Source organism: Nocardia sp. NBC_01388 (assembly GCF_045040085.1).
Lineage (GTDB): Bacteria > Actinomycetota > Actinomycetes > Mycobacteriales > Mycobacteriaceae > Nocardia.
In genome coordinates this window covers 1,620,516-1,642,274 of record NZ_CP109553.1, presented here as the reverse complement: position 1 = coordinate 1,642,274, position 21,759 = coordinate 1,620,516, and the positions used below count along the sequence as shown (strand labels likewise).

Sequence of the window (21,759 nt, the reverse complement as noted above, 5' to 3'; positions counted from 1 at the left end):
ATCAGCGTCGAGATCACCCTGGCCGAGCGGTACCGTGATCGCGCGCTGGTTGCGGGAGTCGATTCGTACGATCGGCTCTGCCTATCGCCCGGACCTGACACGCTGCGGCGGACCGACACTGACCCCATGAGCGCTGTGACGGAGCTGGTCGAGCAGACCAGACAGTTCGTTATTGATCACGTCATACCGGTCGAACGGGAGGTGGTGGTCGACGGTCGCGTCACCGATGACGAGATGCGACTGGACCTGCAGAAGAAGGCGAAGGCCGCGGGTGTCTTCGGTCCCCTGTCGGACCCGCGCTACGGTGGTCTCGGCCTCGACACCCGCGGTCAGGCACAGGTGCTGGAGGCCGCGGGCGCCAGCCTGCTCGGCCCGCTGGCGGTGAACGCCTGGGCCCCCGACGACGGCAATATCCACCTGCTGGCGCATGTCGCCAACGCCGAACAGCAGGAACGGTATCTGGCCCCGCTGGCCGCCGGCGACGTCCGCTCGGCCATCGCCCTGACCGAGCCCGCCCCCGGCGCCGGCTCGGACCCGCGCATGCTGCAGACCACCGCGCAGGAGACCGATACCGGCTGGGTCATCAACGGCGCCAAGCACTTCACCACCGGAGCGAACGGCGCGGCCTTCATCATCTGCGTCGCCATGACCACCGACGGCCCCACCATGTTCCTGGTCGATCAGGACAATCCGGGTCTGCACGTGGGCCGCCGCATGCGCACCCTCGATCACACCAGCGCCCCCGGCGGGCACTGTGAAGTCAATTTCGCCGACTGCGAGGTCTCCGACGCCGCCGTGCTCGGCCAGGTCGGCCGCGGCCTGGAGCTGGCTCAGGTCCGCCTGGCCCCGTCCCGCCTGACCTTCTGCATGAACTGGCTCGGCCTCGCGGTGCGGGCGCAGCAGTTGACCATCGACCACATCACGACCCGCTCCTCGTTCGGTGTTCCGATCGCCGAACACGGACTGGCACAGGGCCTCATCGCCGACAGCGAGATCGACATCGCCGCCGCCCGCAGCCTGGTCCGCGCCACCGCCGAGACCATCGATATCCACGGACCGACCTCCCCGCAGGCCCGCCACGAAACCTCGATCGCGAAAACCTTCGTCTCCGAGGCGGTCTGGCGGGTGCTCGATCGCGCGGTGCAGCTGCACGGCGCGCTGGGCGTCACCGAAGACCACCTGGTCGCCCGATTCCTGGTCGAGGCCAGGGCATTCCGCATCTACGAGGGTCCGTCCGAGGTACTGCGCTGGTCGATCGCCCGGCGCGTGCTGCGCGGACCGCGCTGAAAGGAACGATCACCATGACCACCACAATTCTCCCCGGATTCGGCGCCGCCTACCCCGACCTCGATCCCGCCGCCGTCGATTACGAATACCTGCGGGCGGTATCGCAGGCCCTGGTTCCCTTCGGCCGCCACGTCGGCACCGTCATCAGTGAAATCAGCGCCGACCGCTCGGTCGTGGAGATCCCGCCGGGCGATACCGTCCGCAATCACATGGGCACCGTGCACGCCGGCGCGCTGTTCACCGCCGCCGATATCGCCGGTGCGGCAGCCTTTGTCGGCGCGGCCGCCGCGCGCCTGCACACCGTCGAGGCGCTGGTGCTGCGCGGCGGCACCGCCTCGTATCGCAAACCGGCGCAGGGCCGTATTCGCGCCGTCGCCACCGTGGATCTGCGCGAACTGGCCGACATTCTCGCCGCGACCGCCTCCTCGCGCTTCGAATTATCGGGCAAGGCAGTGCTTCTCGACGACAACGAGGTGGCGGTTGCCAAATTCACCTTCGACTACGTCTGCATGGTGACCATCGCCGGAACGGAACCGTCGTGACCACCGCAACCCCCAAGCCGCCATCGGAATTCAGCACGCTGGAATCCACGCTGGTCTCCCCCGCAGACGGCATCGAGTTCACCGTCCGCTGGCTGCCCGCCGAGCGCGCCGACGCCCCGGTCGTGCTGATCCTGCCCGCCATGGCGATGAAGGCACGCAATTACCTCGCACTCGCCAAAGGCCTGCAGGCCCAGGGTCTTTCGGTGGCGACAGTCGATTTGCGCGCCCACGGTGAGGCCCGGCCCGCACTGGGCGACCACACCGACTTCGGCTATCGCGAGATGATCGAGACCGATCTGCCCGCCATCGTCGCGGCGGTCGAGGAGCGCTTCCCGGGAGCACCGGTGCACCTGTTCGGCCACAGCCTGGGCGGTCAGCTCGCCCTGCTGTTCGCCGCCGCCGAACCCGGCCGCGTCGCCGGGATTACCGTCATCGGCACCGGCACGGTGTTCTGGTGGGCGTTCGGCCCGCGCCGCTGGTTCGAGGCGCTGAGCCAGATCCAGTGGATCGGTATCAAATCGCGGATCTCGGGTCATTGGCCCGGCGGTGTGCTGATTCCCGCCCCGATGCCCGGCGGCGTCATGATCGACTGGTCGATCCATTCGCTGACCAGCTACTACCGCCCGCGCGGCACCAGCCGCAAATACAACACCCTGCTCGCCGCCCTGAAGCTGCCGGTGCTGGTCATCTCGCTCGATCAGGATGTGCTCGGCCCGAAATCCAATGTGGACTTCCTGGTTTCACGCATGCCCGCCGCCCAGGTGACCCAGTGGCATATCGACGAGAACTCGCCGATCCAGCATCGCGATCACTTTCTGTGGGTGAAGGACGCACCGGCCGTCGCGGCGGGTGTGGCGGGATGGATCACGACCGGCGCACAGCCGGCCTGAAGGAGAAACGTGGCACGCCTGCAGATCGACACGGTGTCGAAACAATTCGGCGCCGACTACGCGGTGCGCGAGGTGAGCCTCGACATCGCCGATGGGGAATTCCTGGTGCTGCTCGGCCCCAGCGGCTGCGGCAAATCCACGCTGCTGCGCATGATCGCGGGGCTGGAGCAGCCGTCGTCCGGCCGAATCCTGCTGGACGGCAACGACATAACGCAGGAGGCCCCGCAGCGCCGGGATCTGGCGATGGTATTCCAGAGCTATGCGCTGTACCCGCACCTGACGGTGGCGAAGAATATCGGTTTCCCGCTGCGCGCCCGCCGTCGTCCCCGCGCGGCCATCGCCGCACGGGTCGCGGAGGTCGCGGCCACGCTCGAGCTCTCGCAGCTGCTCGATCGCCGCCCCGCCGCGCTCTCGGGCGGCCAGCGGCAGCGAGTTGCCCTGGCGCGCGCCATGGTTCGCGATCCGGGCGCCTTCCTGATGGACGAGCCGCTGTCCAACCTGGATGCGAAGCTGCGCAGTGCGACCCGCGCCGAGCTGATCGCCCTGCACCGCCGCCTGGGCGCCACCTTCCTGTACGTGACCCACGATCAGGTCGAGGCCATGACCATGGCCACCCGAATCGCACTGCTCAATGGGGGGCGGATCGAACAGGTCGGCACCCCCGAGGAACTGTACGACAGGCCGCGGACGACCTTCGTGGCCGGATTCCTCGGCTCGCCGCCGATGAATCTCTTTCCGGCGCAGGTGCTCCGGCGCGAAGGAGAACTCTGGGCGCGGGCCGACGGGGTGGAAGCGGCGCTGGACATCACCGCCTCGACGGACGACGAAGAGACCTCGGTCATCGCCGGAATCCGCCCCGAACGCCTGCGCATCGACGATGCCGCCACCGCCGTACGCGGGCGGGTGACCATGGTGGAGAACCTCGGCAGCGAGGAGCTCGTCCATGTCACGGCGGGCTCGGTCGAATTGTGCGTCCGTGCCGCCCGGCCCGCCGGGGTGCGGGCGGGCGAGGACATCGGTCTCAGCGTGCACCCCAGCGATATTCACCTTTTCGAAGCCGACTCCGGGCTCCGACTCTCGTGGCAGCAGCCCGAGCAGCTCGAGATACCCGTTCCGGACGCGACGGCCGTGTCCGTCGCCTGACTTCCCGTACGACCCATTCGATGAGGAGAATTACCGTGAAACGCACCCTGCCCTTTGCGGGCTTGGTGTTCGCCGCCACGCTCGCGCTCACCAGCTGCGGGCTCGGCGGCACCACCTCCACCGACTCCACCGCCACCGGCCAGGTCCCCGAGCTCGCGCCGGACCAGCAGGTGTCCATCGTGTTCGAGTCCTACAACTACGGCCTGGCCGGCGCGTGGACGGACACCTTCAACTCGCTGATCTCCGACTTCGGCAAGAAGTTCCCGAATATCAAGGTCACCGCGCAGAAGCCGCAGGGCAACAGCCCGAACCCGGCCACCGACACCATCTCCAGCATTCAGAACCAGATGGTCGCCGGCACGCCGCCGGATGTGGCCCAATTGGGTTTCAGCGACCTGGATTTCACCATCCACCAGCTGCAGGCCAAATCGCTCGACACGCTGTTCGGCAAGCAGGCGGTCCAGGCGAATTTCGACGGCGCCACCGTCCCGTTCGCCCCCAAGGCCCGCACCCTCGACGATTGGGACGGGCAGACCTACGGCGTCCCGTTCGTCTTCTCCACGCCGGTGCTGTATTACAACGCCAGCCTTTTCAGCCAGGCCGGGCTCGACCCGAACAAGCCGCCGGCCACCTGGCAGGAGGTCGCGGACGCCTCCAAGGCGATCAACACCAAGACCGGTAAGGACGGGGTATACATCGACTGCCTGACCAAGGCCGCCAAGGACTGGTGCTTCCAGTCCATGGTGCGTTCCAATGGCGGGCGCGTCATCTCCGAGGATCGCCACTCCCTGACCTATGCCGACGATCCGTCCGTGCAGGTCACCAAGATGGCCCAGGATCTGGTCAATGCCGGCGAAATGCCGAAGCTGGCGCAGAAGCAGGGCTACGAGGCGTTCGCGCGCGGCGATATCGGCATGATCCTGGAGACCAGCGCCATTCAGGGCACCTTCACGGCGGGCGCCAAGGACAAGTGGGACCTGCGCGCCGCGGCCATGCCGAGTTTCGGGCCCAAGCCGACCGTCCCCACCAATTCCGGTGCGGGCCTGCACATCCTGTCCAAGGACCCGGCCAAGCAGCGCGCGGCCTGGGAGCTGATCAAGTTCCTCACCAGTGAGGATTCCTACACCAAGATCACGACCAATATCGGCTACCTGCCGCTGCGCACCGATATGCTCTCCGCGCCGGGCGTGCTGCACGACTGGGCCGCGAAGAATCCGCTGGTCACCCCGAATGTCGCGCAGCTGGCGAATATGGAGCCGTGGGTTTCCATGCCGGGCAATAACTATCTGCAGGTCCGCGACGGCATGATGGACGCGGTCGAGTCGATCGTCTTCCAGGGCAAGGATCCGCAGTCCACACTCACCGCCGCTCGTAACGAGGGCGCCAAACTGCTGCCGGCATCATGAACGAACTGACGCTGATCCAGCTGACCGACACCCATATCCGCGCCAGCGGCGAGCAGGTGCTCGATACGGTCGACACCTACGCGGCACTCGATCGCGCACTGCAGCAACTGCTTTCGAGCGGACGGCACATCGACGCGCTGCTGCTGACCGGTGACCTCACCGACAACGGTTCGGTCGAGGGCTACCGCCGCCTGCGCGAGGCCGTCGAGCCGGTGGCCGAGAAGCTCGGGGCCGAACTGGTCTACGTCATGGGAAATCATGACGAGCGCACCGCATTCGGCGTCGAACTGCTCGGCCGAGAGCCGGGTTCGGTCGATCCCGGAGCCCCGCACGATCGGGTCACCGAGGTATCCGGACTGCGAATCATCGCGCTGGACAGCACTATTCCGGGTCTCGCCGACGGCAGACTCGAGCCCGAGCAACTGGCCTGGCTCGCCGAGGAACTGCGCACCCCCGCACCGCGGGGCACCCTGCTGGTGCTGCACCATCCGCCGCTGCCGTCCGCCATCGCGGCCGCGCAGGTGCTGAAGCTGCAGCACGCCGAACAGCTGGCGGCGGTGGTCGCGGGCACCGATGTGCGCATGATCCTGTGCGGGCACAACCATATGACCGCCGCCTCCGCACTGGCCGGTATTCCGGTGTGGGTCGGTCCGGCTCTGGCCTACCGCCTCGACGCCATGTCGCCGGTGGGACGCCAGCGCAGCATTACCGGATCCGGTTACAGCCGAATCGATGTGCTGCCCTCGGCGGTGATCGCCACCGCCGTGGAGACCACTCCCGCGACCGAGATCTACAACAATGACGAGGCCGCCGTGCTCGAACGACTGGCGACCGTGGTCGCGCACTCCGGGTGATGCGGTGTTCGTCGTAGTCGCTCCGCAGGCCGCGCCGCTGGTGACCGTTACGGCGCCAGCGGCGCGGCCGCGCCGCATCCTGGCTCGCCGGGTGCTGCGCATCGTCTCGCCGTATCTCTATCTGGCGCCGGCCCTGTTCCTGGTTGTGGTGTGGACGTACCGGCCGCTGCTGCAGGCGGTCGAATTGTCCACGTACTCCTGGAATCTGCTGCCGTCCTCACCGATGAAACCGGTGGGCGCCGCGAATTACACTCGGCTGCTGGAACTTCCGTCCTTCTGGGCGTCGCTGCGGCGAACCGGGGAGATGATCGCGGGCCTGCTGCCGTTCACGGTGGCGCTGCCGCTGCTCGTGGCTCTGGCCAGCCAGCGGGTGCGGGGTCGCGCCCAGACGCTGTACCACGCCTTCATTTTCGCGCCGTTCCTCGTCGCTCCGGTCGCCGCGGCGGCGGTGTGGCGCTGGCTCCTGCACCCCGGCAGCGGCTTTGTCGATCAGCTGCTCGGCAGCAAGCGGAACTGGGTGTACGACGTCTCGACGGCGCACGGGGTGATCATCGCGATCACCGGCTGGCAGCTGCTGGGCTTCGCGGTGCTGGTGGTGTGGGCCGGATTGGCCGGCATCAGTGGCGATTACCACGAGGCGGCACAGGTGGACGGCGCCAGTCCAGGCCAGATCCTGCGCTGGATCACACTGCCGATGCTCTCGCCCACGCTCATGTTCCTGGTGCTGACCACCGTATTGCTCAGTCCCACCCTGACTTTCCCGCTCATCGACACCATGACCCAGGGCGGGCCCGCGCAGGCCACCACGAATATCTACTACCTGCTGTGGGACTACGCATTCCACAGCTTCGACGCCGGATTGAGCGCCGCCGCAGGCGTTCTGCTGTTCCTCGGCTTCGGCGTGGTGGCCGGGATACTCGTCTGGATCTCGGAAAAGGTTGCCTTCAACGATGACTGACACATCGCCTGCCACGATGACCGACACCTCGATCGGCGGACGAGTGCGGACCGCGAGCAGTCACCTGCTGCTGGCGGTCACCGCGGTCCTGTGCGTCTTTCCCATCTACTGGCTCTTCGCCACGGCGCTGCGCCGGCCCGAGGACGTCAACTCGCAGTCACCGCTGCCGTGGCCGCTGTCGCTGCGCAGCTTCTCCACCGCCGCACACGAGGTCGACATCGCCGGCCTGATCGCGAATACCTTTTTCGTGGCGATACTCTCGGCCACCGGACAGCTGCTGGTCGCACTGCTGGCCGCGTATGCCTTCGCCATGTACACCTTCCCACTGCAGAAGCTGCTGTATCTGGCGTTCGTCGGCATCTGGCTGGTGCCGTTCCAGGTGACCATGCTGCCGAACTTCATTCTGCTCACCCGGCTGGGCTTGATCGACTCCCTGATCGGCATCGTCCTGCCCACGCTCTGCTCGGCGCTCGGGGTGCTGATGATGAAACAGCATATGGCGGCCTTTCCGAAGGAACTGGTGGCCGCGGCGAAGATGGACGGGCGCTCCTCCTGGTCCATCCTGTGGACGGTCGTGGTGCCGAATCTGCGGTCCGCCCTTGCCGCCCTGGGCATTCTGCTGTTCATCAATGCCTGGAACGACTACTTCTGGCCGGCGGTGGTGCTGCGCAAGTCCAATGGGGTACTACAGCTGGGCCTGCGCAGCTTCATGGGCACCGAGGGCACGCAGTGGGGGCCGATGATGGCCGTCGCGGGCCTGGCCTGCCTCCCGGTGCTCGCGCTCTACCTGGTGCTGCAGCGGCACATTGTCAATGCCTTCGTCCGCTCCGGCCTGAAATAGGCGCTACAGCCCGAAGACGCGGCGCGCGTTGCCTTCCAGATACAGCGCGCGCGTCTCGTCATCGAGGCCGAGATCGTCCAGGCCGTCCAGCGCGTGCTGCGGGAAGATCATCGGATAGTTGGTGCCGAACAACACCTTCCGGCGGCCGCTGCGGGTCTTCATATACGAGACCAGCTCGGGCGGAAGGCGTTTCGTGGTGTAGGCCGAGGTGTCGATGACCACGTTCTCGTGCTTGCGGGCGACCGCGATCATCTCCTCGGTCCACGGGTAGCCGATATGGCCGCAGACGATGGTCAGCTCCGGGAAATCCAGCGCCACCCGGTCGATGTAGGGAATGGGCCGCCCGGGCTCCGAGGAGCGCAGCGGGCCGGTGTGCCCGACCTGGGTGCAGAACGGAATGCCCAGGTCCACACACGCGGCATACAGCGGGTAGAAGCGGGCGTCCGTGGGCGGCACCTCCCACAGCCACGGCAGTACCCGCAAACCCACGAAGCCCTGCTCGGCACACCGCCGCAGCTCGCGCACGGACTCCATGGGCTTGCGCAGATCCACCGAAGCGATGCCGGAGAACCGGTCGGGCGCCTCGGCCACCCATTTGGCGACCTCGTCATTGCTGATCAGCACGCCCTCCGGCGCCGACCAGGCCGAGATGAGCGCCCGGTCCACACCGGCGGCATCCAGCACCGCCAGGGTCGTCGACAGCGGGATCTCACCGGTGGGTATGGCATCACCCGTCCACTTCCGCAGGGAAGCGAACATGTCCTGTGCGAGAAAGCGGGGGGTGGGATGTTGCGCCCAAGCGTCGATCGTCATGCGCCGGTGCTCCTTTCGACCTCGAGTCCATCATGGCCGGATATCGATCAGTTTTGAAGACGCTGTTGCCGCAGCGGCGCATCACACCCGAAAGCGACCGAGATGTGGCGCCGACGGGGGCGCGGATCGCCCAACTGGTCCGATGCCGACCGCCGACGGACCCACGGCCACGGTGAATGGGCCCGGTATCTCGCGCAGGTGTGCGGTGTCGAGTCGGCTGATCAGGTCGTCACCGACCGTGTGGATCTGATGGTCGCACAGGTGCAATCCGGGCGAATCGCATTGCTGCCGGGTGCGGAAGCGCTGCTGGCCACGGCCGTGAGCACCGCGATGGCGGGTGTGGTGTCGGCGTCGCCGCGGCCGGGGAATTTTTGGACGACGCAGGGGAACTCAACTCGGCCCCCAGCTATAGATCCAGGAGCTTCCCCGCGTCGCGGCGACCACTATAACGGCGACCTGCGCACCACCGCCACTCAATAGTTCGGTTCGCCGATCGAAGCCCGGGCAGCAGAGCCCAGCACTGCTATCAGGGCGGAACCGGCGACGAGATTGATGCAGGCGGTGGCGATTTCGGACGTCTGGTCGGCGGTGAGGGTGAACGGGACGATCACCGCGACGGCGGTGACCAGGGCCACGATCCAATAGAAGAGGGTCATGGGATTGGGCATGAACAGCAGCAACAGCGTGAGCAGCGCGGTCGACAGCAGCGCCACCGCCGCACCGCCGAGCGCGTACCCGGTCGTACTCGCATTGCCGTAGGTCCCATTGCCCTCGGGCGCCAATAGCGCGAACCCGAACACCCCGCGCACCAACAGCACTCCGACCACGATCACCAGCGCCACGACAATGGCCGCCCCCACACCCCCGGCCCACAACTTGCCGAAATCGATGCCACGGCCGGAAGCCGGCTCCTCATTCCCGGAGTCGGTTCGCGGTGCGTACGGTTCACCCTGAAGTGGCACGTTGTAGTCGCGCATGCGCCAGACCGTACCGGCACAACCCCCATCCCACGCGAATACGCGCTCCGCGCAACACGACACGACTACGACGCGCCGTACAACCACTGCGCAATCACCCAAGACACACATCTAGCCTGCAGGGAACTCCCGAGTAACGGCCGATGGCAAATCTTCAGCGGCGCGAGGCCGAGAGCATCATCTCGAGATCGGGCGAGCGGCCGAGAGCATCGACTCGGCGCGTGAGGTCGGGATCAGGAAATCGTCGCGCGGCACGGTGCCCCGATGCCTCACAGTCATGCGATACGGGTTCTGGCTACCGCTCATTCCCAAGCGAAGCGGGGCTGATCCATGTGATCGACGCGGGTGGCGCGGTGATGCAGGGCCACTTCACGGAATTGATAGAGGATCGCAGCGGTCGGGGCATGCAGGTGGCCGCCTAGCAGCGGCAACTGGATGGCGAGACGGTCGGAACCCGGCACGGGCACGAAGCGCGGTTCGACATCGAGATCCGAGAGCGGAATCCAGTGCACCACAGCCACTTCAGCAGGATTGGGGGTGGGTTCCGGCGAGTCACCGAGCCAGGCGACCACCGGCGTCATCACATAGCCGGAGCGAGTCGGGTAATCGTCGAGCAGCCCGAGCACCGTCGAGCGAGCCACGGCGACCCCCAACTCCTCGTGCAACTCCCGCAACGCCGCCTCTTCCGCATCCTCCCCCGGATCCAGCCGCCCGCCCGGCAAGGCCAACTGCCCGGCATGAGCCCGCAGCCCCGAAGACCGCTCCGTAAGCCAAATCCCCTGTTCCCCACCACGATCGGCGATCGCAATCAATACCGCAGCAGCCTTACGGTCACCAGGATCAACAGCCCGCCGCGAAAACCCGCCCAGCGCCCCCGCGATCCCCCACCGCAACTGGTCCCCGGGCACTTCACTCCAGCGGTATCCCCCACTGTCCCCGTCGACCGCCATCAGCCGAACCTAATTCGCCCCGCCATCACCGTCAAACGCCCGCTCCGGCAAGCCCGGTCGTCAACGCTGCCGTGCTCCGGACTATCGGCGATCGATTCCGCGGACTCGGACCTGCGCCGGGGAGTCTCCGCATCAGTCGACGCGGATCACGCTCCATTTGCGTTACGGTTATTCATGTAAACGGAGCATCGTCCGTTTACATGCGTTTCCTCGGCCCAAATGAAAGAGGTATACGTGCAGGAGCAGAGCGCTCAATCGACGAAGGGCACGAGCCGGGCGGTCCAGCTCGATTCATTCGGCGGACCCGAGGTCCTGGAAGTCCGTGAGATTCCTGCTCCGCAAGCGGGCCCGGGTCAGATCCGGGTGCGGGTCGCTGCGGCCGGTCTGAATCCGATGGACTGGATTATGACCGGCGATGCGGATACCGCCGCGCGGTTCGGGTTGAGCCTTCCTGCGGGGTTCGGGACCGACTATGCGGGCGTGGTCGATCAGGTCGGTGCCGGGGTGACCGGCTTCGCGCCTGGCGACCGAGTTTTCGGAAGCGCCCTGTCCCGCGCGGTTGCCGACTTCGTGGTGGTCACACCGGCCGGGGAGATCGCGGCGAACGAAGCCCATCACACCCCCGACGGCGTTGACGATCGCACCGCCGCCACCTTCGCGATCGCCGCGCGCACCGCATCCGCGGCTCTCGCCGTGATCGACCCCGGTCCGGAGGACACGCTGCTGATCGGCGGTGCGGCGGGTGGGGTCGGCGTATTCGCCGTCCAGCTGGCCCGGATCACGGGAGCCCGCGTGATCGCGACGGGATCGGCGACCTCAGCCGATTTCCTGCGTGATCTCGGCGCCGAGCCGGTCGCCTACGGCGACGGCCTGACCGACCGGGTCCGCGCCCTCGCTCCCGGCGGCATCACCGCCGCCATCGACCTGCACGGGACTGAAACAGTGCACGCCGCAAGAGAACTCGGCGTCCCGGACGACCGCATCTGCACCATCGCCACGAAAATCGACGACGTGCCGGCGGCCAATGGCGCGAGCGCCCCACTCGGCGCCCTGGAAGAGATCGCCCGCCTGACCGCGACGGGCCGGCTTCGAGTGCCGATCGCCGCGAGCTTCCCGATCGAGCAGATCCGCGGCGCGACCGAGCTCCAGGCCAGCCGGCGTGTGCACGGCAAGGTCATCATCGACCTCTAGATCAAGTCGCGCCGTGACGATGAACGCAATGGGGTCGTCCGCGATCCGGCAGGCGGCCTCGAAGTAGCGACCTTCCTGCGCCCTTCTGAGTAGCTTCTTGCGTATGGACAATGTGGGACCCCTGCATGTCTTCGAGGTCGACCATCCCGCTACCCAAGCATGGAAGCACCAACGCCTGGCCGCATCCGGTATCGACCTGCCCGAGCGGTTGACTTTTGTGCCGGTCGACTTCGAAACCGACACACTGGCAAAACAATTGGAGACCGCCGGATTCAGCCGGACCGATCCGGCGGTATTCGTGTGGCTCGGTGTCGTCTTCTATCTGACCCCGGACGCCGCCCGCACCACCCTCGAATACATTGCGCGGCAATCCGAGCCGGTCGAGGTGATCTTCGACTACCTGCAGCCGGGTGACACCGAGGAGGATCGCGCGCGAATGCAGGCGCGCGCAAATCGAGGTGCAGCGGTCGGCGAACCCTGGTTCAGCTACTTCACTCCGGACGACATCGCCGCACAGTTGCGCGGGCTCGGCTTCACCGACATCGAAGATCACTCCGCTGCGGACCTCATCGCTGGATACCTCGAGGGGTCGGCGGAATTCGAAGGTGACCCACCCCAGTCGCTGCGCCCGGTTCGCATACTGCGGGCGAGCCGCTGAGGGCTTCCGCGCGAAGGCCAACGGCCCGAGATATCTCGGGCCGTTGATCTCCGGACACTCGCAGCCGACCGCCGCTACTTGATCGAGTTGGCCAACTGATCGGCAGAGGGGGCAGTGAACTTTCCGACGATGGGAAGCGGCGCGCGGACGCCGCCGGTGTTGTTCGCCTGGACCATGGCCATGATCCAGACGACAACCGCGAGGACCCCGACCGCGAGTCCGACGAGGCTGAAAATGATCCCCAGTGCTCCGAGGAACGAGCCGACGATGCTCAGGACAATATTGACCACCGAGACCGCCCCGAAGAAGACGATCGATTGCGAGGCATGGAATTTCACGTCGGGATCGTTCTTTCCCACGAGTAGGAAGATGATTCCGGTGAGCCAGCCCAGCGCGTAGGACAGGATCGCGCTGGTCTTCTTGTCCAGGCCGGCGGACTGCGGTTGATTCGTGGGGTGCTGTGAAGAAGTCATGGCGTCAGTAGATGCCGCGCACGCCACCTACCGATCCCAACTTTCGGCACGAACCGCAGGTCTCCGGGCCGGGAGCGTAAGAGGACGCCCCGCCGGAAGGCAGCCGGGCGACTAGGTGATGCGCGAGCGCTGTCGGCGAGCCGCGCGCAGGCCGGGGTCCAGTCGCTCGCGCATATCCTCGTCGGCACCCGCTCCGGCGAGGAACGCGGTGTTCAGATCCGCCAGGGGCCGCCCACTGTTCCGGTCGACCATGACCGGGAGGATCTCCTCGTCGGTGTCCTGGTCGATCATGACCACACTCGGCTCACCCGCATCGACATGCTTTCTGCCCCAGGCATATAACGCCACGATGACCGGCCCCAGATCGCGGCCCTTCGCGGTCGCGACATATTCGTACCTCGGCGGCGCGGCCGAGTACTGCCTGCGGTCGAGCAGGCCCGCATCGACGAGGGTGCGCAAGCGCCGAGTCAGCATGGTCGGGGCGATGCCGAGGTTGCGTTCGAACTCGTCGAAGCGGGAGAACCCGTCGAGGGCGTCTCGCATGATCAGCAATGACCACCATTCGCCGACGAGCTCCAGCGTTCCGGCCACCGGGCAGCCCATCGGTTCGAAACTCGTCCGCCGCATCGCCGCTCCTTCCAGTTGAGTCACTTGCATTATAGTAGTAACCGGTTTAGGTTCGGGAACCGATAGGCGGTTCATCTCCGGAGAGACCGCGACTCAACCCGGAAGGACGCAACTTGACCACTGCGACAGGCGATTTCGAGTCGACAGTTCTGGTGATCGGCGCCGGTGGGCGCCACGGCCGCACCGGCTCCCGGGTGGTGGAACAGCTCCGCGAACGCGGCCGCCGGGTTCGCGTGCTGCTGCGCGCCGATGACGATCGCGCGCAACGGCTTCGGCAGGACGGCATCGGCGTCGTCATCGGCGATCTGCAGGATCGGCGGACTCTCGACGCCGCCGTCGAGGGTGTCGACGCGGTGTACTTCGCCTACCCGGTCGGCCCCGGTGTGGTGTCCGCCGCGGCCAATCTGGCGGCGGCGCTGCGCAAGTCGGATCGAACACCACATTTGGTGGTGATGTCCATGGCGGCGTCGGCTGCCGAGAGCCCCAGCGGCCTCGGTCGTGCGCAGTGGGCAGCCGAGGAGGTGTTCACCTGGGCGGGACTCGAGCCGACGGTATTGCGGATCGCGGCGCTGTTCTATGAGAACATCCTCCTGCTGCACGCCGCGGAGATTCGTCGCAGCGGCAGGTTTGCCAACAGCTTCGGGAACGGCAAGGTGCCCTGGATCAGCGGCCGCGACGCCGCCGACCTGGCTGCCGCCGCGCTGACCGATACAGCCCGATACCCGAGGGGCTCGACCTTGTATCCGCAGGCTCCAGTTGCGCTGAGCCACAATGAGATCGCCGAAGTGATCGCCACGGAGATCGGCAGGCCGATCCGGTATGAGCACATTCCCCAGCAGCAGTGGCAGACCGTCTTGGAAGACCTCGCCCGATCGGACACCTCGACGACGATCAATATCCCTATGGCCCAGCACATCTCGACGATCGGCGAGACCATTTCCCAACTCGACTCCACGGCCGGATCCGCTCCGAACCCGGCTGCGCTGACCGAGGCCATCGGGCACCCGCCGATGGCGTTCGGGGAGTTCGTCGAGGCCCACCGTGATCAGTTCACAACCGTGGGCTGACACAGCGGCCGCATCAATGATCGCAGGGTAAGCAGCGAGCAGTACGTTTGCCGCCGCTAATCGTCGGGGGACGCGCGGCGGTTGCGTTTGGTGACGCCGCGACGCTTTTTCGCGGCGATGCGCCGTTCCTCGGCTCCGCGCGAGGGCTTGGTCGCGCGGCGCACCGGTGGTGGTGCGGCGGCCGCGTCACGCAACAGCGAGGCCAGGCGTTCGCGGGCGGCAGCGCGGTTCTGCAGCTGGGCGCGTTGCTCGGATGCGGCGATGGTGAGCACCCCGTCGACCAGCCGGGTGGCCAGGCGGTCGAGCATCCGGGTGCGCAGCGACTCGGGCACGGAGGGTGAGTTGGCGAGGTCGAACGACAGCTCGACTCGGCTGTCGGTGGTGTTGACGTGCTGCCCTCCCGGACCGGACGAACGTGAGAACCGCTCGCGCAACTCGGACGCGGGTATCACCAGCGTCCGAGTCACGATCATGTCCTCGGCCATCATCCGCCCCCTGTGCTCGGTCCTCCGCCGGATCGCGAGCTGGACTCGGCCGATAGCCGGTGTCGCGCTTGACCGTGAGCGCGCAGCAAGTCACAACCGTAGTCGCGGTGCGAGATTCGAGGGAAGGCGCTGTCACCTGAAGAGGGCGTCGATGACCATCACCGAACCGGCTCCACCACTGCCGCCGCCCACTGATCCGGCATTGGCGGTCTGGCGAGTACCGAACACTATTTGCTGACCCGCGCCGGGCCCGCTCATGACACCGAGCGTACTGATGGCATTCTGGCCGATAGGCGAGGTAACCCAGTTGCCCGATACCACGCTCACCGATCCATCGGACCACGCTATGGTCCCGCCTGCCGGATTGCCGCCCGCGCCCGTGCCGGAGGAACTGCCGGTCACGACATTGAACGGATAACTGATATTCAACATGCCGCCGGTGACATCAGGCAGCTGGGCACTGCCACAGTCAGTAAGCCCTCCGGTCACGTTCGTGTTCATCCCGGCACTGCCGCTACCTGGAACGTTGGTGGTAGTGAGCTGGCCGCCGTAACAACCGCCGATGACCGGATCAGCAGTAGCAACCGAACCCGTCAGCACGGGGACGGCAAAAACCGCACCGAGCAAAACTGCCGCACTACGCTGGAATCGCATTTCCGTACCTTTCGCCGTGATGCACGGTTGCATCTCGATGGCAGTACAAACGACTGAATCCATCGTAGGCCGATATTTCAGGGGATGCGATCGGATGGTTCACCCCATCGGAAACCGAATTCCAAGCTGCGGAACTGCATTATTGTAATTCGTGCGGAATCAGCTCACGCGGCGCGGGCAGTGCCACGGTCGACCCAGATAGACACGGCCACTTGATCTTCCGTCACACCGCACTGGACCGGACTACCGGGAGTCCGGCACAGGCTGCCGCTTGTAGAAGGACTCCTCCAAGTAGGCAGCCTCGTGCGGCTGGTAGCGCTCCTCCAAGCAGGCGGCCTCGTCTTCGTCGAGTTCGACGTCCACCGCGGCGACCGCGTCGGCCAGCTGGGCAGGCTTGGTGACCCCGACGATGGGCGAGGTCACCGCCGAGTTGCGCATGACCCAGGCCAGGGCGACCTGGGCCGGGGACAAACCCCGCCTGCCTGCGATCTCGTGGACGCGCTCCGCCACCGGCCGGTCCTCGTCGCGGTAAAGGATTGTGCCACCAGCGTCGGTCTCGGCACGCGCCGTGGCTGTGTCCCAGGCCCGCGTCAGCCTGCCCCGCGCCAGCGGGCTCCACGGGATCACGCCGACGCCCTGGTCGGCGCACAGCGGGATCATCTCCCGCTCTGCTTCCCGGTGGATGAGGTTGTAGTGCTCCTGCATCGATACGAACCGGGTCCAGCCGTTCAGGTCAGCCAGGTACAGGGCCTTGGCGAACTGCCAGGCGTACATGGAAGAGGCTCCGATGTAGCGGACCTTCCCGGATTTGACCGCGTCGTGGAGCGCCTCGAGGGTTTCCTCGATCGGAGTGTCGTAGTCCCAGCGGTGGATCTGGTAGAGGTCGATGTAGTCGGTCCCCAGTCGCTTCAGGGATGCGTCGAGCTCGGCGAAGATCGCCTTGCGGGACAGCCCGGCGCCGTTCGGGCCGGGACGCATCCGCATCCAGACCTTGGTGGCGAGAACGACCTCCTCACGCCGGGTGAAGTCCTTGACCGCTTGACCGACGATCTCCTCGCTGCTTCCGGCGCTGTACCCATTGGCTGTGTCGAGGAAATTTACGCCGCTCTCGAGGGCCTTCTTGATGATGTCCCGGCTGGCGTCCACGCTCAGCGACCAGGGCTCACCGCCCCGGTCCGGCTCGCCGAAGCTCATACAGCCCAGCGTGATTGCGGAGACTTCCAATCCGGTCGTTCCGAGCTTGATGTATCGCATGCGTCCGAACCTAAGAGTTGGAGTGCGCTCCAACGCAAATGCGTCTCGGTCCGGAATCCAGAGGCGTACGGCATGTGCGGACACTGCGACGGCCCCGAGATGACCCTGTGCCGTTGATCTTCGGTCACTCAGCGCTGGCCGTTCCGAACAGCGCGGCATGCGGCAGTAGCGGATATTCGTCCGGCACCGCATGTCGGATCTATTGAAAGCGATCTACCCAGAACGGAGTCTGAGCAGTGCTTTCTTCAAAACAGACCGATTGGCACGAAATGTCATAGGCACGGCCTCGGGCATCCCAGCGCGTACACATAGACACCGCGGTTCGCTGCCGTAGGGTGAGCCGCACTTAGCTGGTCCACCTTCGAAGAAGGGTCGTCATGATCAATCTGGAGCGTTGGTGTGTGCGGTTTCTCGCTGGTTGTGTTGCAGGCACGGCCGTGTTTACCGGTGCTGGGGCGGCGATGGCTGCTGGTCCGGCCGTAGTGCACAGCATCGATAAGGTTGAGGTGAGCAGCCAGTACCGCGATGTCGCGAAAGTGACCGTCAGCTATACCTGCGCTGCGGACTCGGGTGCAAAGTTCGTGTGGCTCATCGTAACGAACGGCGGTGAGAAAGAAGCCGAAGACTTCTTCGCGGCGGCCAATTGCGATGGGACCAAGCATTCGGTGGTGATCCCGACAGAGCACGTCAGCATGGTCAAGGGCGAGGTGCACATGATCGCCAGCCTGTCCGTGGCGGACAATCGGTACGACGGCACAGTCGGGAACGACGCCGACTTGGATTACTGACCCAGGTTTCGCTGCTCGAGTTGGTTTTCTGGGCTCACCCATTCGCAGATCAGGGCGTGCGGCCGACTGCGGCTCGGCTGGTTCGCTCGGCGCGGGGCGCGCCATGATGATGCGTTCGCAAACGCACGATATTCGGCAATAGGGTGCGTTCGACCGGCCCCGGTTGAACACCGCCAGTTGACCTTCCACGGTCAGAGTTCTCGATCGGCCTGAGCGGTCACAAACCCCGCCTCACCGGCAAAATATGCCGCCCCAGTGCGATCTTTGACCGCTCAGGCCGATTCTCCAGCCAACCCCATGTGGCCCACAGCCATTCGACCAGTTGCCGAAGGTCATCTCGGTCGTAGCCTTCCCGAGAAGCCAAGTGGCCGAACTCAACAGCGCGGTATGCGGCAGAATAGTGCGTTTCCTCAGGTGGTGTGTAAGCGCTGCCATCCCAGGCTGATCGCACTGGGACGGCAGCATCGGATGAGGATTCGGTGTCAGCCGCGGAGTTGCCGGAAAAAGGCGCGGATGTCGCCGGCGAACAGATCGGGAACCTCGAAAGCAGGGAAATGCCCGCCCTCGGCGTGCTCACGGAAGAAGGCGACGCTGTCACCGGCGCCGAGCAGTCTGCGCACGAACGGGTCGCTGAAGAACAGTGACTGACCCTGCGGCACCGCCGAGGTATCGCCCCAGCCGGGATTTTCGGCGTGGGCGATCTCCCAGTAGAAGTCGGCTGCTGCGGGCCCGGTGCGGGTGAACCAGTACAGGCTCGCGGTGATCAAGACGTTGTCGCGGCTGATCGGTGTCGCCGGGTTGGCCCACTCGACGAACTTCTCCGCGATCCAGGCCAATTGCAGAATCGGAGAGTCGGCCAGGCCCGCCGACACGGCGTTGGGCTCGGTCGAGTGCAGGACTTTGTAGCCCTTCATCTGCGACCAGCGGTACTGCGCTTGTTCGAGCTGCTTCTGCTCGTCGGGGTCCAGGCCGGTAGGCACCGGCAGGTCTTCCCCGACCATGCCGACCTGGAGCCGGTCACCGTGGGTGTGAGCGCCGATGACCCGCTCGGGCAGCAACGTCGCCACCCGGCCGGTCACACCGGCACCGAGATCACCACCCTCGACACCGAAACGCTCGTAACCGAGGCGGGTCATCAACTCCCCGAAAGCGAGCGCGGTCCGCTCCATGTTCCAGCCGCGCGCCGAGAGTGGACTCGAGAAGACGAATCCCGGCAGTGACGGGATGACCAAGTGGAACGCGTCGGCCGGGTCGCCACCGTGGGCACGTGGATCGGTCAAAGGCCCACTCGCGGCGAGGAACTCGACGAACGAGGTCGGGTAGCTGTGGTTGAGCAGCAGCGGTGTCGCGTTCGGTTCGGGCGAGCGCAGATGCAGGAAATGGATGGTCTGTCCGTCGATCTCGGTGACGAACTGCGGATAGCGGTTCAGTTCGGCTTCCTGTGCCCGCCAATCGAACCCTTCAGCCCAGTAGGTGGCCAGCTCGTGGAGGTAGTCCGGGGCGATGCCGTGGTCCCAGTCCGAGCCGGTGCCGGGCACCCGGTGCGGCGAGCGGGTACGGGCCAGACGGTCACGCAGATCATCGAGCTCAACCTGCGGGATATCTATCCGGAAGGGAATGATGTCAGCGTTCATGCCGACCAATCTAGGACCCGGGCAAGTCAGATTCTGTCCTGATTCACTCGCCCGCAATCGTGTCGCCCGCCACACCTCACCACCCGGACGAGAACACCCTCAACTCGGCGACACAGTGCGTTGCAGGTTCACTCAAATTGCAACGCGTTCTAGTATCGAGCGGTGGCTATAGCGTACCTGGGATCCATCACCCTCGACTGCGATGATCCGACCGCTCTCGCGACTTTCTGGGCCGACCTGCTGGGCGGTGTGATCGCAACGGGCACTGAGAAGTTCGTGAGTGTGAAGCTGGCACACCTGGTGCTTACGGCCATCCGTGTGCCGAACTATCAGCCTCCATCCTGGCCGGATGAAAGCACTCCCAAGCAGATCCATCTCGATCTGGCGGTAGCGGATCTCGACGTGGCGCAGGCAGAGGCTGTACGACTCGGAGCTCGGATCGCCGACCATCAGGCAGCGCCCGCCAAGTGCAGAGTTCTGTTCGACCCGGCCGGCCATCCCTTTTGCCTTTGCCTGTCGCCCGCCGTGTGACAGGAATGGAAGCGGCGCCCGCCGGTTCGGTCAGCGCCGTCTGCGGCATGACATGACGTCCCCCGACCGGCAGCGGGCCCCAGGCTGTGCAGGACCGAGCTCGGTACCCGGGAATGGGACAAGAGTCCGCTGGGATCGAACAGTTCTGTTTGCGTCGGCCTGTTCGTTCTAGAGTTTGGGGGCCGGTGGGTTTCCTCGCCGAGTAACGGGGTAGCCAGGCGTTGACCTGGCCTGTGGCGAGCGGAGGGTGGACACGATGACGACACCGCTGTCGGCGCCTTGCGGGGACGAGGGGCAGGCGGCACAGTTCGATCTCGACCTCACTCCGGGCTGGCGGATACGCGAGGCGGTGCGGGAGCTGCTGGCGCCCGATACCGGTGTCATCGTCGAGGACGCCGTGCTGGTCGTCGACGAGATGGTCGCCAACGCCCACGAGCACGGCAGCCCACCTCGTCATTGTCGACTCTCGCTGCAGGCGGGCGAGACCCGGCTCCGGGTCGAGGTCGAGGACAGCGGAGCCGGTGATCCGCACATACGTACGCCAGATCTGGCGGGCGGGCGGGGGATGATCGTGATCGACCGTATCGCCACCGCGTGGGGAGTCATCCACTACTCGGGGTTCAAGACGGTGTGGGCCGAGCTGCCCCTCGATCGGCCGCACTCTCCCCTGATGGCACCGGCCCAGCCCGGCACCTCCGGCGATTCGTAGGCGGCTGATCGCGGCAGCTCGGGATCAGCCGGCGAGTGCTTCCTCGACGGTGTGATAGAGCGCGAGGACCTCCTCGAGGCCGGAGATCTCGAGGGGGCGGATGACCGGGCGGTTGGCATCGACAACGATCCGCAACGGTTCCCGGCGAATTTCGGCTTCCAGGTTGGTTGCGGCGAGGGTCTTCAAACCGGCGCCGCCAAGGAATTGCACATCGGTCAGATCGAGAACGCAGTAGCGGGCGCGGGTGCGGTCGAGACCGGCCTGCACCGCGGCCGCCAGCTGCGGGGCCGTGGTGCCGTCGACCTCTCCCCAGATCGCCACTACGGCGACATCGCCGATCATTCGATGCTCGACCCGCAAGTCCGGCGAGCGCGATCCCTGCTCATGTTCTGTCACGGTGGGCACTTTAGGGCCCGCCACCGACGGAACGGCGGCGAGGTCGGCGGGCAGGTCGCCTACGGTTAGAACTGGCAGCGGTTCGATCACCGGTTCGATGTGGCGCTCCGTGCCCGTCCCCACCGTTGTTACGCGATCACCAAAGGCACAGCGAAGCCTGTGCCGTCGGCACAAGCCGACTCGAACCGCAGATCCCTACGCTGATCCGGCAACCGCACAGCCGCGACGATCCAGGATTATTTGAATCAGAGTGAAAAGCATCGATACCGCGGCTTTGAGCGCGACCTGGCGTGACGTACTCGCGGAAGCCTGCACGGACTCGGAAGAATTCGTCATACTGCAGGGGGCCGCCCCCAGGCCGTACTGCTCTCGGAATCGAAATGGCTGCTCGGTTGTACGAGAGTCCCTGTGCCCGAGACGAATCAGCGATTGCGAGCAGCCTCGGACGCACGCAGCAGCCTGCGCGCCGTCCGTATGGCCGCCCATCGCGGCGGCCAGCACACCCTGATCCGGAAGTTGTACGGAACGCTGTTCAGGGATGGTTCCGCCGCGCAACTCGTCGCGGTGATCGCCCCGTACGACTGGGCGCGGATGTCACTTCCCGGACTCGACGACTCGGTCGCCTGATCCG

At 66.0% G+C, this 21,759-nt stretch carries 25 protein-coding genes; 15 read left to right on the top strand and 10 right to left on the bottom strand.

Annotation, left to right across the window (positions count from 1 at the left end; translation table 11 throughout):
• Positions 1-126 precede the first annotated feature (126 nt).
• The 8 genes from OG716_RS07555 to OG716_RS07520 are packed head-to-tail and all read left to right on the top strand — an operon-like array spanning position 127 to position 7,921.
• Positions 127-1,287, top strand: a complete 1,161-nt coding sequence (locus tag OG716_RS07555) for an acyl-CoA dehydrogenase family protein (RefSeq protein WP_405136966.1) — start codon at positions 127-129, stop codon at positions 1,285-1,287.
• Positions 1,288-1,301: 14 nt separating this feature from the next.
• Entirely contained in the window at positions 1,302-1,829 is a 528-nt protein-coding gene (locus tag OG716_RS07550) for a YiiD C-terminal domain-containing protein (protein ID WP_405136965.1), read from the top strand.
• Entirely contained in the window at positions 1,826-2,719 is an 894-nt protein-coding gene (locus tag OG716_RS07545; protein ID WP_405136964.1) for an alpha/beta fold hydrolase, read from the top strand. Before OG716_RS07550 ends, OG716_RS07545 begins: the two co-directional genes overlap by 4 nt.
• Before the next feature lie 9 nt (positions 2,720-2,728).
• On the top strand, positions 2,729-3,862 hold the full coding sequence (locus tag OG716_RS07540) for an ABC transporter ATP-binding protein (RefSeq protein WP_405136963.1): 1,134 nt from the start codon (positions 2,729-2,731) through the stop codon (positions 3,860-3,862).
• A gap of 35 nt (positions 3,863-3,897) precedes the next feature.
• Positions 3,898-5,268, top strand: a complete 1,371-nt coding sequence (locus OG716_RS07535; RefSeq protein WP_405136962.1) for an ABC transporter substrate-binding protein — start codon at positions 3,898-3,900, stop codon at positions 5,266-5,268.
• Positions 5,265-6,122 (top strand): metallophosphoesterase, encoded by an 858-nt coding sequence (locus OG716_RS07530; RefSeq protein ID WP_355122204.1) that lies wholly within the window; start codon positions 5,265-5,267, stop codon positions 6,120-6,122. Before OG716_RS07535 ends, OG716_RS07530 begins: the two co-directional genes overlap by 4 nt.
• 4 nt (positions 6,123-6,126) lie before the next feature.
• Entirely contained in the window at positions 6,127-7,080 is a 954-nt protein-coding gene (locus OG716_RS07525; protein WP_405136961.1) for a carbohydrate ABC transporter permease, read from the top strand.
• Positions 7,073-7,921: a carbohydrate ABC transporter permease gene (locus tag OG716_RS07520; protein WP_405136960.1), complete on the top strand. Its 849-nt coding sequence runs from the start codon at positions 7,073-7,075 to the stop codon at positions 7,919-7,921. Before OG716_RS07525 ends, OG716_RS07520 begins: the two co-directional genes overlap by 8 nt.
• A gap of 3 nt (positions 7,922-7,924) precedes the next feature.
• Here OG716_RS07520 and OG716_RS07515 read toward each other — a convergent pair whose 3' ends face one another.
• The 3 genes from OG716_RS07515 to OG716_RS07505 form a co-directional block, all read right to left on the bottom strand.
• Positions 7,925-8,734: an amidohydrolase family protein gene (locus OG716_RS07515; RefSeq protein WP_405136959.1), complete on the bottom strand. Its 810-nt coding sequence runs from the start codon at positions 8,732-8,734 to the stop codon at positions 7,925-7,927.
• 473 nt (positions 8,735-9,207) lie between these two features.
• On the bottom strand, positions 9,208-9,711 hold the full coding sequence (locus OG716_RS07510; RefSeq protein ID WP_405136958.1) for a DUF6069 family protein: 504 nt from the start codon (positions 9,709-9,711) through the stop codon (positions 9,208-9,210).
• Between the two features lie 302 nt (positions 9,712-10,013).
• The gene (locus OG716_RS07505) at positions 10,014-10,661 is read right to left on the bottom strand and encodes an NUDIX hydrolase (protein ID WP_405136957.1); all 648 of its coding nucleotides are present in this window, start codon (positions 10,659-10,661) and stop codon (positions 10,014-10,016) included.
• A 219-nt stretch (positions 10,662-10,880) separates the two neighbouring features.
• Here OG716_RS07505 and OG716_RS07500 point away from each other — a divergent pair, with 219 nt between their 5' ends.
• Positions 10,881-11,852 carry an NADP-dependent oxidoreductase gene (locus tag OG716_RS07500; RefSeq protein ID WP_405136956.1) on the top strand — a complete coding sequence of 324 codons (972 nt, stop codon included), beginning with the start codon at positions 10,881-10,883 and terminating at the stop codon, positions 11,850-11,852.
• A 103-nt stretch (positions 11,853-11,955) separates the two neighbouring features.
• Positions 11,956-12,510 carry a class I SAM-dependent methyltransferase gene (locus tag OG716_RS07495; protein ID WP_405136955.1) on the top strand — a complete coding sequence of 185 codons (555 nt, stop codon included), beginning with the start codon at positions 11,956-11,958 and terminating at the stop codon, positions 12,508-12,510.
• A 74-nt stretch (positions 12,511-12,584) separates the two neighbouring features.
• Here the strand turns inward: OG716_RS07495 and OG716_RS07490 are convergent, their stop codons facing one another.
• Both OG716_RS07490 and OG716_RS07485 read right to left on the bottom strand, forming a co-directional pair.
• Complete coding sequence (locus OG716_RS07490) at positions 12,585-12,983, bottom strand: DUF4870 domain-containing protein (protein WP_405136954.1); 399 nt, start codon at positions 12,981-12,983, stop codon at positions 12,585-12,587.
• A gap of 111 nt (positions 12,984-13,094) precedes the next feature.
• Positions 13,095-13,634: a winged helix-turn-helix transcriptional regulator gene (locus OG716_RS07485; RefSeq protein WP_405136953.1), complete on the bottom strand. Its 540-nt coding sequence runs from the start codon at positions 13,632-13,634 to the stop codon at positions 13,095-13,097.
• Between the two features lie 89 nt (positions 13,635-13,723).
• On the opposite strand from OG716_RS07485, the gene OG716_RS07480 reads away from it, so the two are divergent.
• Positions 13,724-14,677 carry an NmrA family NAD(P)-binding protein gene (locus OG716_RS07480; RefSeq protein WP_405136952.1) on the top strand — a complete coding sequence of 318 codons (954 nt, stop codon included), beginning with the start codon at positions 13,724-13,726 and terminating at the stop codon, positions 14,675-14,677.
• Positions 14,678-14,733: 56 nt separating this feature from the next.
• Here OG716_RS07480 and arfB read toward each other — a convergent pair whose 3' ends face one another.
• The 3 genes from arfB to OG716_RS07465 form a co-directional block, all read right to left on the bottom strand.
• Positions 14,734-15,162, bottom strand: coding sequence for an alternative ribosome rescue aminoacyl-tRNA hydrolase ArfB (gene arfB / locus OG716_RS07475; protein ID WP_405136951.1), 429 nt, complete (start codon positions 15,160-15,162; stop codon positions 14,734-14,736).
• A gap of 132 nt (positions 15,163-15,294) precedes the next feature.
• Positions 15,295-15,879 carry a hypothetical protein gene (locus OG716_RS07470; RefSeq protein ID WP_405136950.1) on the bottom strand — a complete coding sequence of 195 codons (585 nt, stop codon included), beginning with the start codon at positions 15,877-15,879 and terminating at the stop codon, positions 15,295-15,297.
• A gap of 180 nt (positions 15,880-16,059) precedes the next feature.
• Positions 16,060-17,070: an aldo/keto reductase gene (locus OG716_RS07465; RefSeq protein ID WP_405136949.1), complete on the bottom strand. Its 1,011-nt coding sequence runs from the start codon at positions 17,068-17,070 to the stop codon at positions 16,060-16,062.
• Between the two features lie 377 nt (positions 17,071-17,447).
• Between OG716_RS07465 and OG716_RS07460 the strand changes: the two genes are divergently transcribed.
• A complete protein-coding gene (locus tag OG716_RS07460) occupies positions 17,448-17,858 on the top strand; it encodes a hypothetical protein (protein ID WP_405136948.1) in 411 nt (136 codons plus the stop codon).
• A gap of 482 nt (positions 17,859-18,340) precedes the next feature.
• On the opposite strand, the gene OG716_RS07455 is transcribed toward OG716_RS07460, so the two are convergent.
• A complete protein-coding gene (locus OG716_RS07455; RefSeq protein WP_405136947.1) occupies positions 18,341-19,492 on the bottom strand; it encodes an epoxide hydrolase family protein in 1,152 nt (383 codons plus the stop codon).
• A gap of 162 nt (positions 19,493-19,654) precedes the next feature.
• Here OG716_RS07455 and OG716_RS07450 point away from each other — a divergent pair, with 162 nt between their 5' ends.
• Both OG716_RS07450 and OG716_RS07445 read left to right on the top strand, forming a co-directional pair.
• The gene (locus OG716_RS07450; protein WP_405136946.1) at positions 19,655-20,023 is read left to right on the top strand and encodes a VOC family protein; all 369 of its coding nucleotides are present in this window, start codon (positions 19,655-19,657) and stop codon (positions 20,021-20,023) included.
• 256 nt (positions 20,024-20,279) lie between these two features.
• Positions 20,280-20,732: an ATP-binding protein gene (locus tag OG716_RS07445; protein ID WP_405136945.1), complete on the top strand. Its 453-nt coding sequence runs from the start codon at positions 20,280-20,282 to the stop codon at positions 20,730-20,732.
• Positions 20,733-20,756: 24 nt separating this feature from the next.
• Here OG716_RS07445 and OG716_RS07440 read toward each other — a convergent pair whose 3' ends face one another.
• A complete protein-coding gene (locus OG716_RS07440) occupies positions 20,757-21,128 on the bottom strand; it encodes an anti-sigma factor antagonist (protein ID WP_405136944.1) in 372 nt (123 codons plus the stop codon).
• A 408-nt stretch (positions 21,129-21,536) separates the two neighbouring features.
• Between OG716_RS07440 and OG716_RS07435 the strand changes: the two genes are divergently transcribed.
• Complete coding sequence (locus OG716_RS07435) at positions 21,537-21,755, top strand: hypothetical protein (protein WP_405136943.1); 219 nt, start codon at positions 21,537-21,539, stop codon at positions 21,753-21,755.
• Positions 21,756-21,759: the final 4 nt, after the last annotated feature.

Excerpts from the sequence above, each read along its gene's own strand:
- OG716_RS07490 (WP_405136954.1), bottom strand. The coding sequence starts at position 12,983 with ATGACTTCTTCACAGCACCCCACGAATCAACCGCAGTCCGCCGGCCTG.
- OG716_RS07500 (WP_405136956.1), top strand. The coding sequence starts at position 10,881 with ATGAAAGAGGTATACGTGCAGGAGCAGAGCGCTCAATCGACGAAGGGC.
- arfB (WP_405136951.1), bottom strand. The coding sequence starts at position 15,162 with ATGGCCGAGGACATGATCGTGACTCGGACGCTGGTGATACCCGCGTCC.
- OG716_RS07550 (WP_405136965.1), top strand. The coding sequence starts at position 1,302 with ATGACCACCACAATTCTCCCCGGATTCGGCGCCGCCTACCCCGACCTC.
- OG716_RS07555 (WP_405136966.1), top strand. The coding sequence starts at position 127 with ATGAGCGCTGTGACGGAGCTGGTCGAGCAGACCAGACAGTTCGTTATT.
- OG716_RS07505 (WP_405136957.1), bottom strand. The coding sequence starts at position 10,661 with ATGGCGGTCGACGGGGACAGTGGGGGATACCGCTGGAGTGAAGTGCCC.
- OG716_RS07455 (WP_405136947.1), bottom strand. The coding sequence starts at position 19,492 with ATGAACGCTGACATCATTCCCTTCCGGATAGATATCCCGCAGGTTGAG.
- OG716_RS07460 (WP_405136948.1), top strand. The coding sequence starts at position 17,448 with ATGATCAATCTGGAGCGTTGGTGTGTGCGGTTTCTCGCTGGTTGTGTT.
- OG716_RS07520 (WP_405136960.1), top strand. The coding sequence starts at position 7,073 with ATGACTGACACATCGCCTGCCACGATGACCGACACCTCGATCGGCGGA.
- OG716_RS07515 (WP_405136959.1), bottom strand. The coding sequence starts at position 8,734 with ATGACGATCGACGCTTGGGCGCAACATCCCACCCCCCGCTTTCTCGCA.
- OG716_RS07445 (WP_405136945.1), top strand. The coding sequence starts at position 20,280 with ATGACGACACCGCTGTCGGCGCCTTGCGGGGACGAGGGGCAGGCGGCA.
- OG716_RS07495 (WP_405136955.1), top strand. The coding sequence starts at position 11,956 with ATGGACAATGTGGGACCCCTGCATGTCTTCGAGGTCGACCATCCCGCT.
- OG716_RS07470 (WP_405136950.1), bottom strand. The coding sequence starts at position 15,879 with ATGGATTCAGTCGTTTGTACTGCCATCGAGATGCAACCGTGCATCACG.
- OG716_RS07510 (WP_405136958.1), bottom strand. The coding sequence starts at position 9,711 with ATGCGCGACTACAACGTGCCACTTCAGGGTGAACCGTACGCACCGCGA.
- OG716_RS07465 (WP_405136949.1), bottom strand. The coding sequence starts at position 17,070 with ATGCGATACATCAAGCTCGGAACGACCGGATTGGAAGTCTCCGCAATC.
- OG716_RS07530 (WP_355122204.1), top strand. The coding sequence starts at position 5,265 with ATGAACGAACTGACGCTGATCCAGCTGACCGACACCCATATCCGCGCC.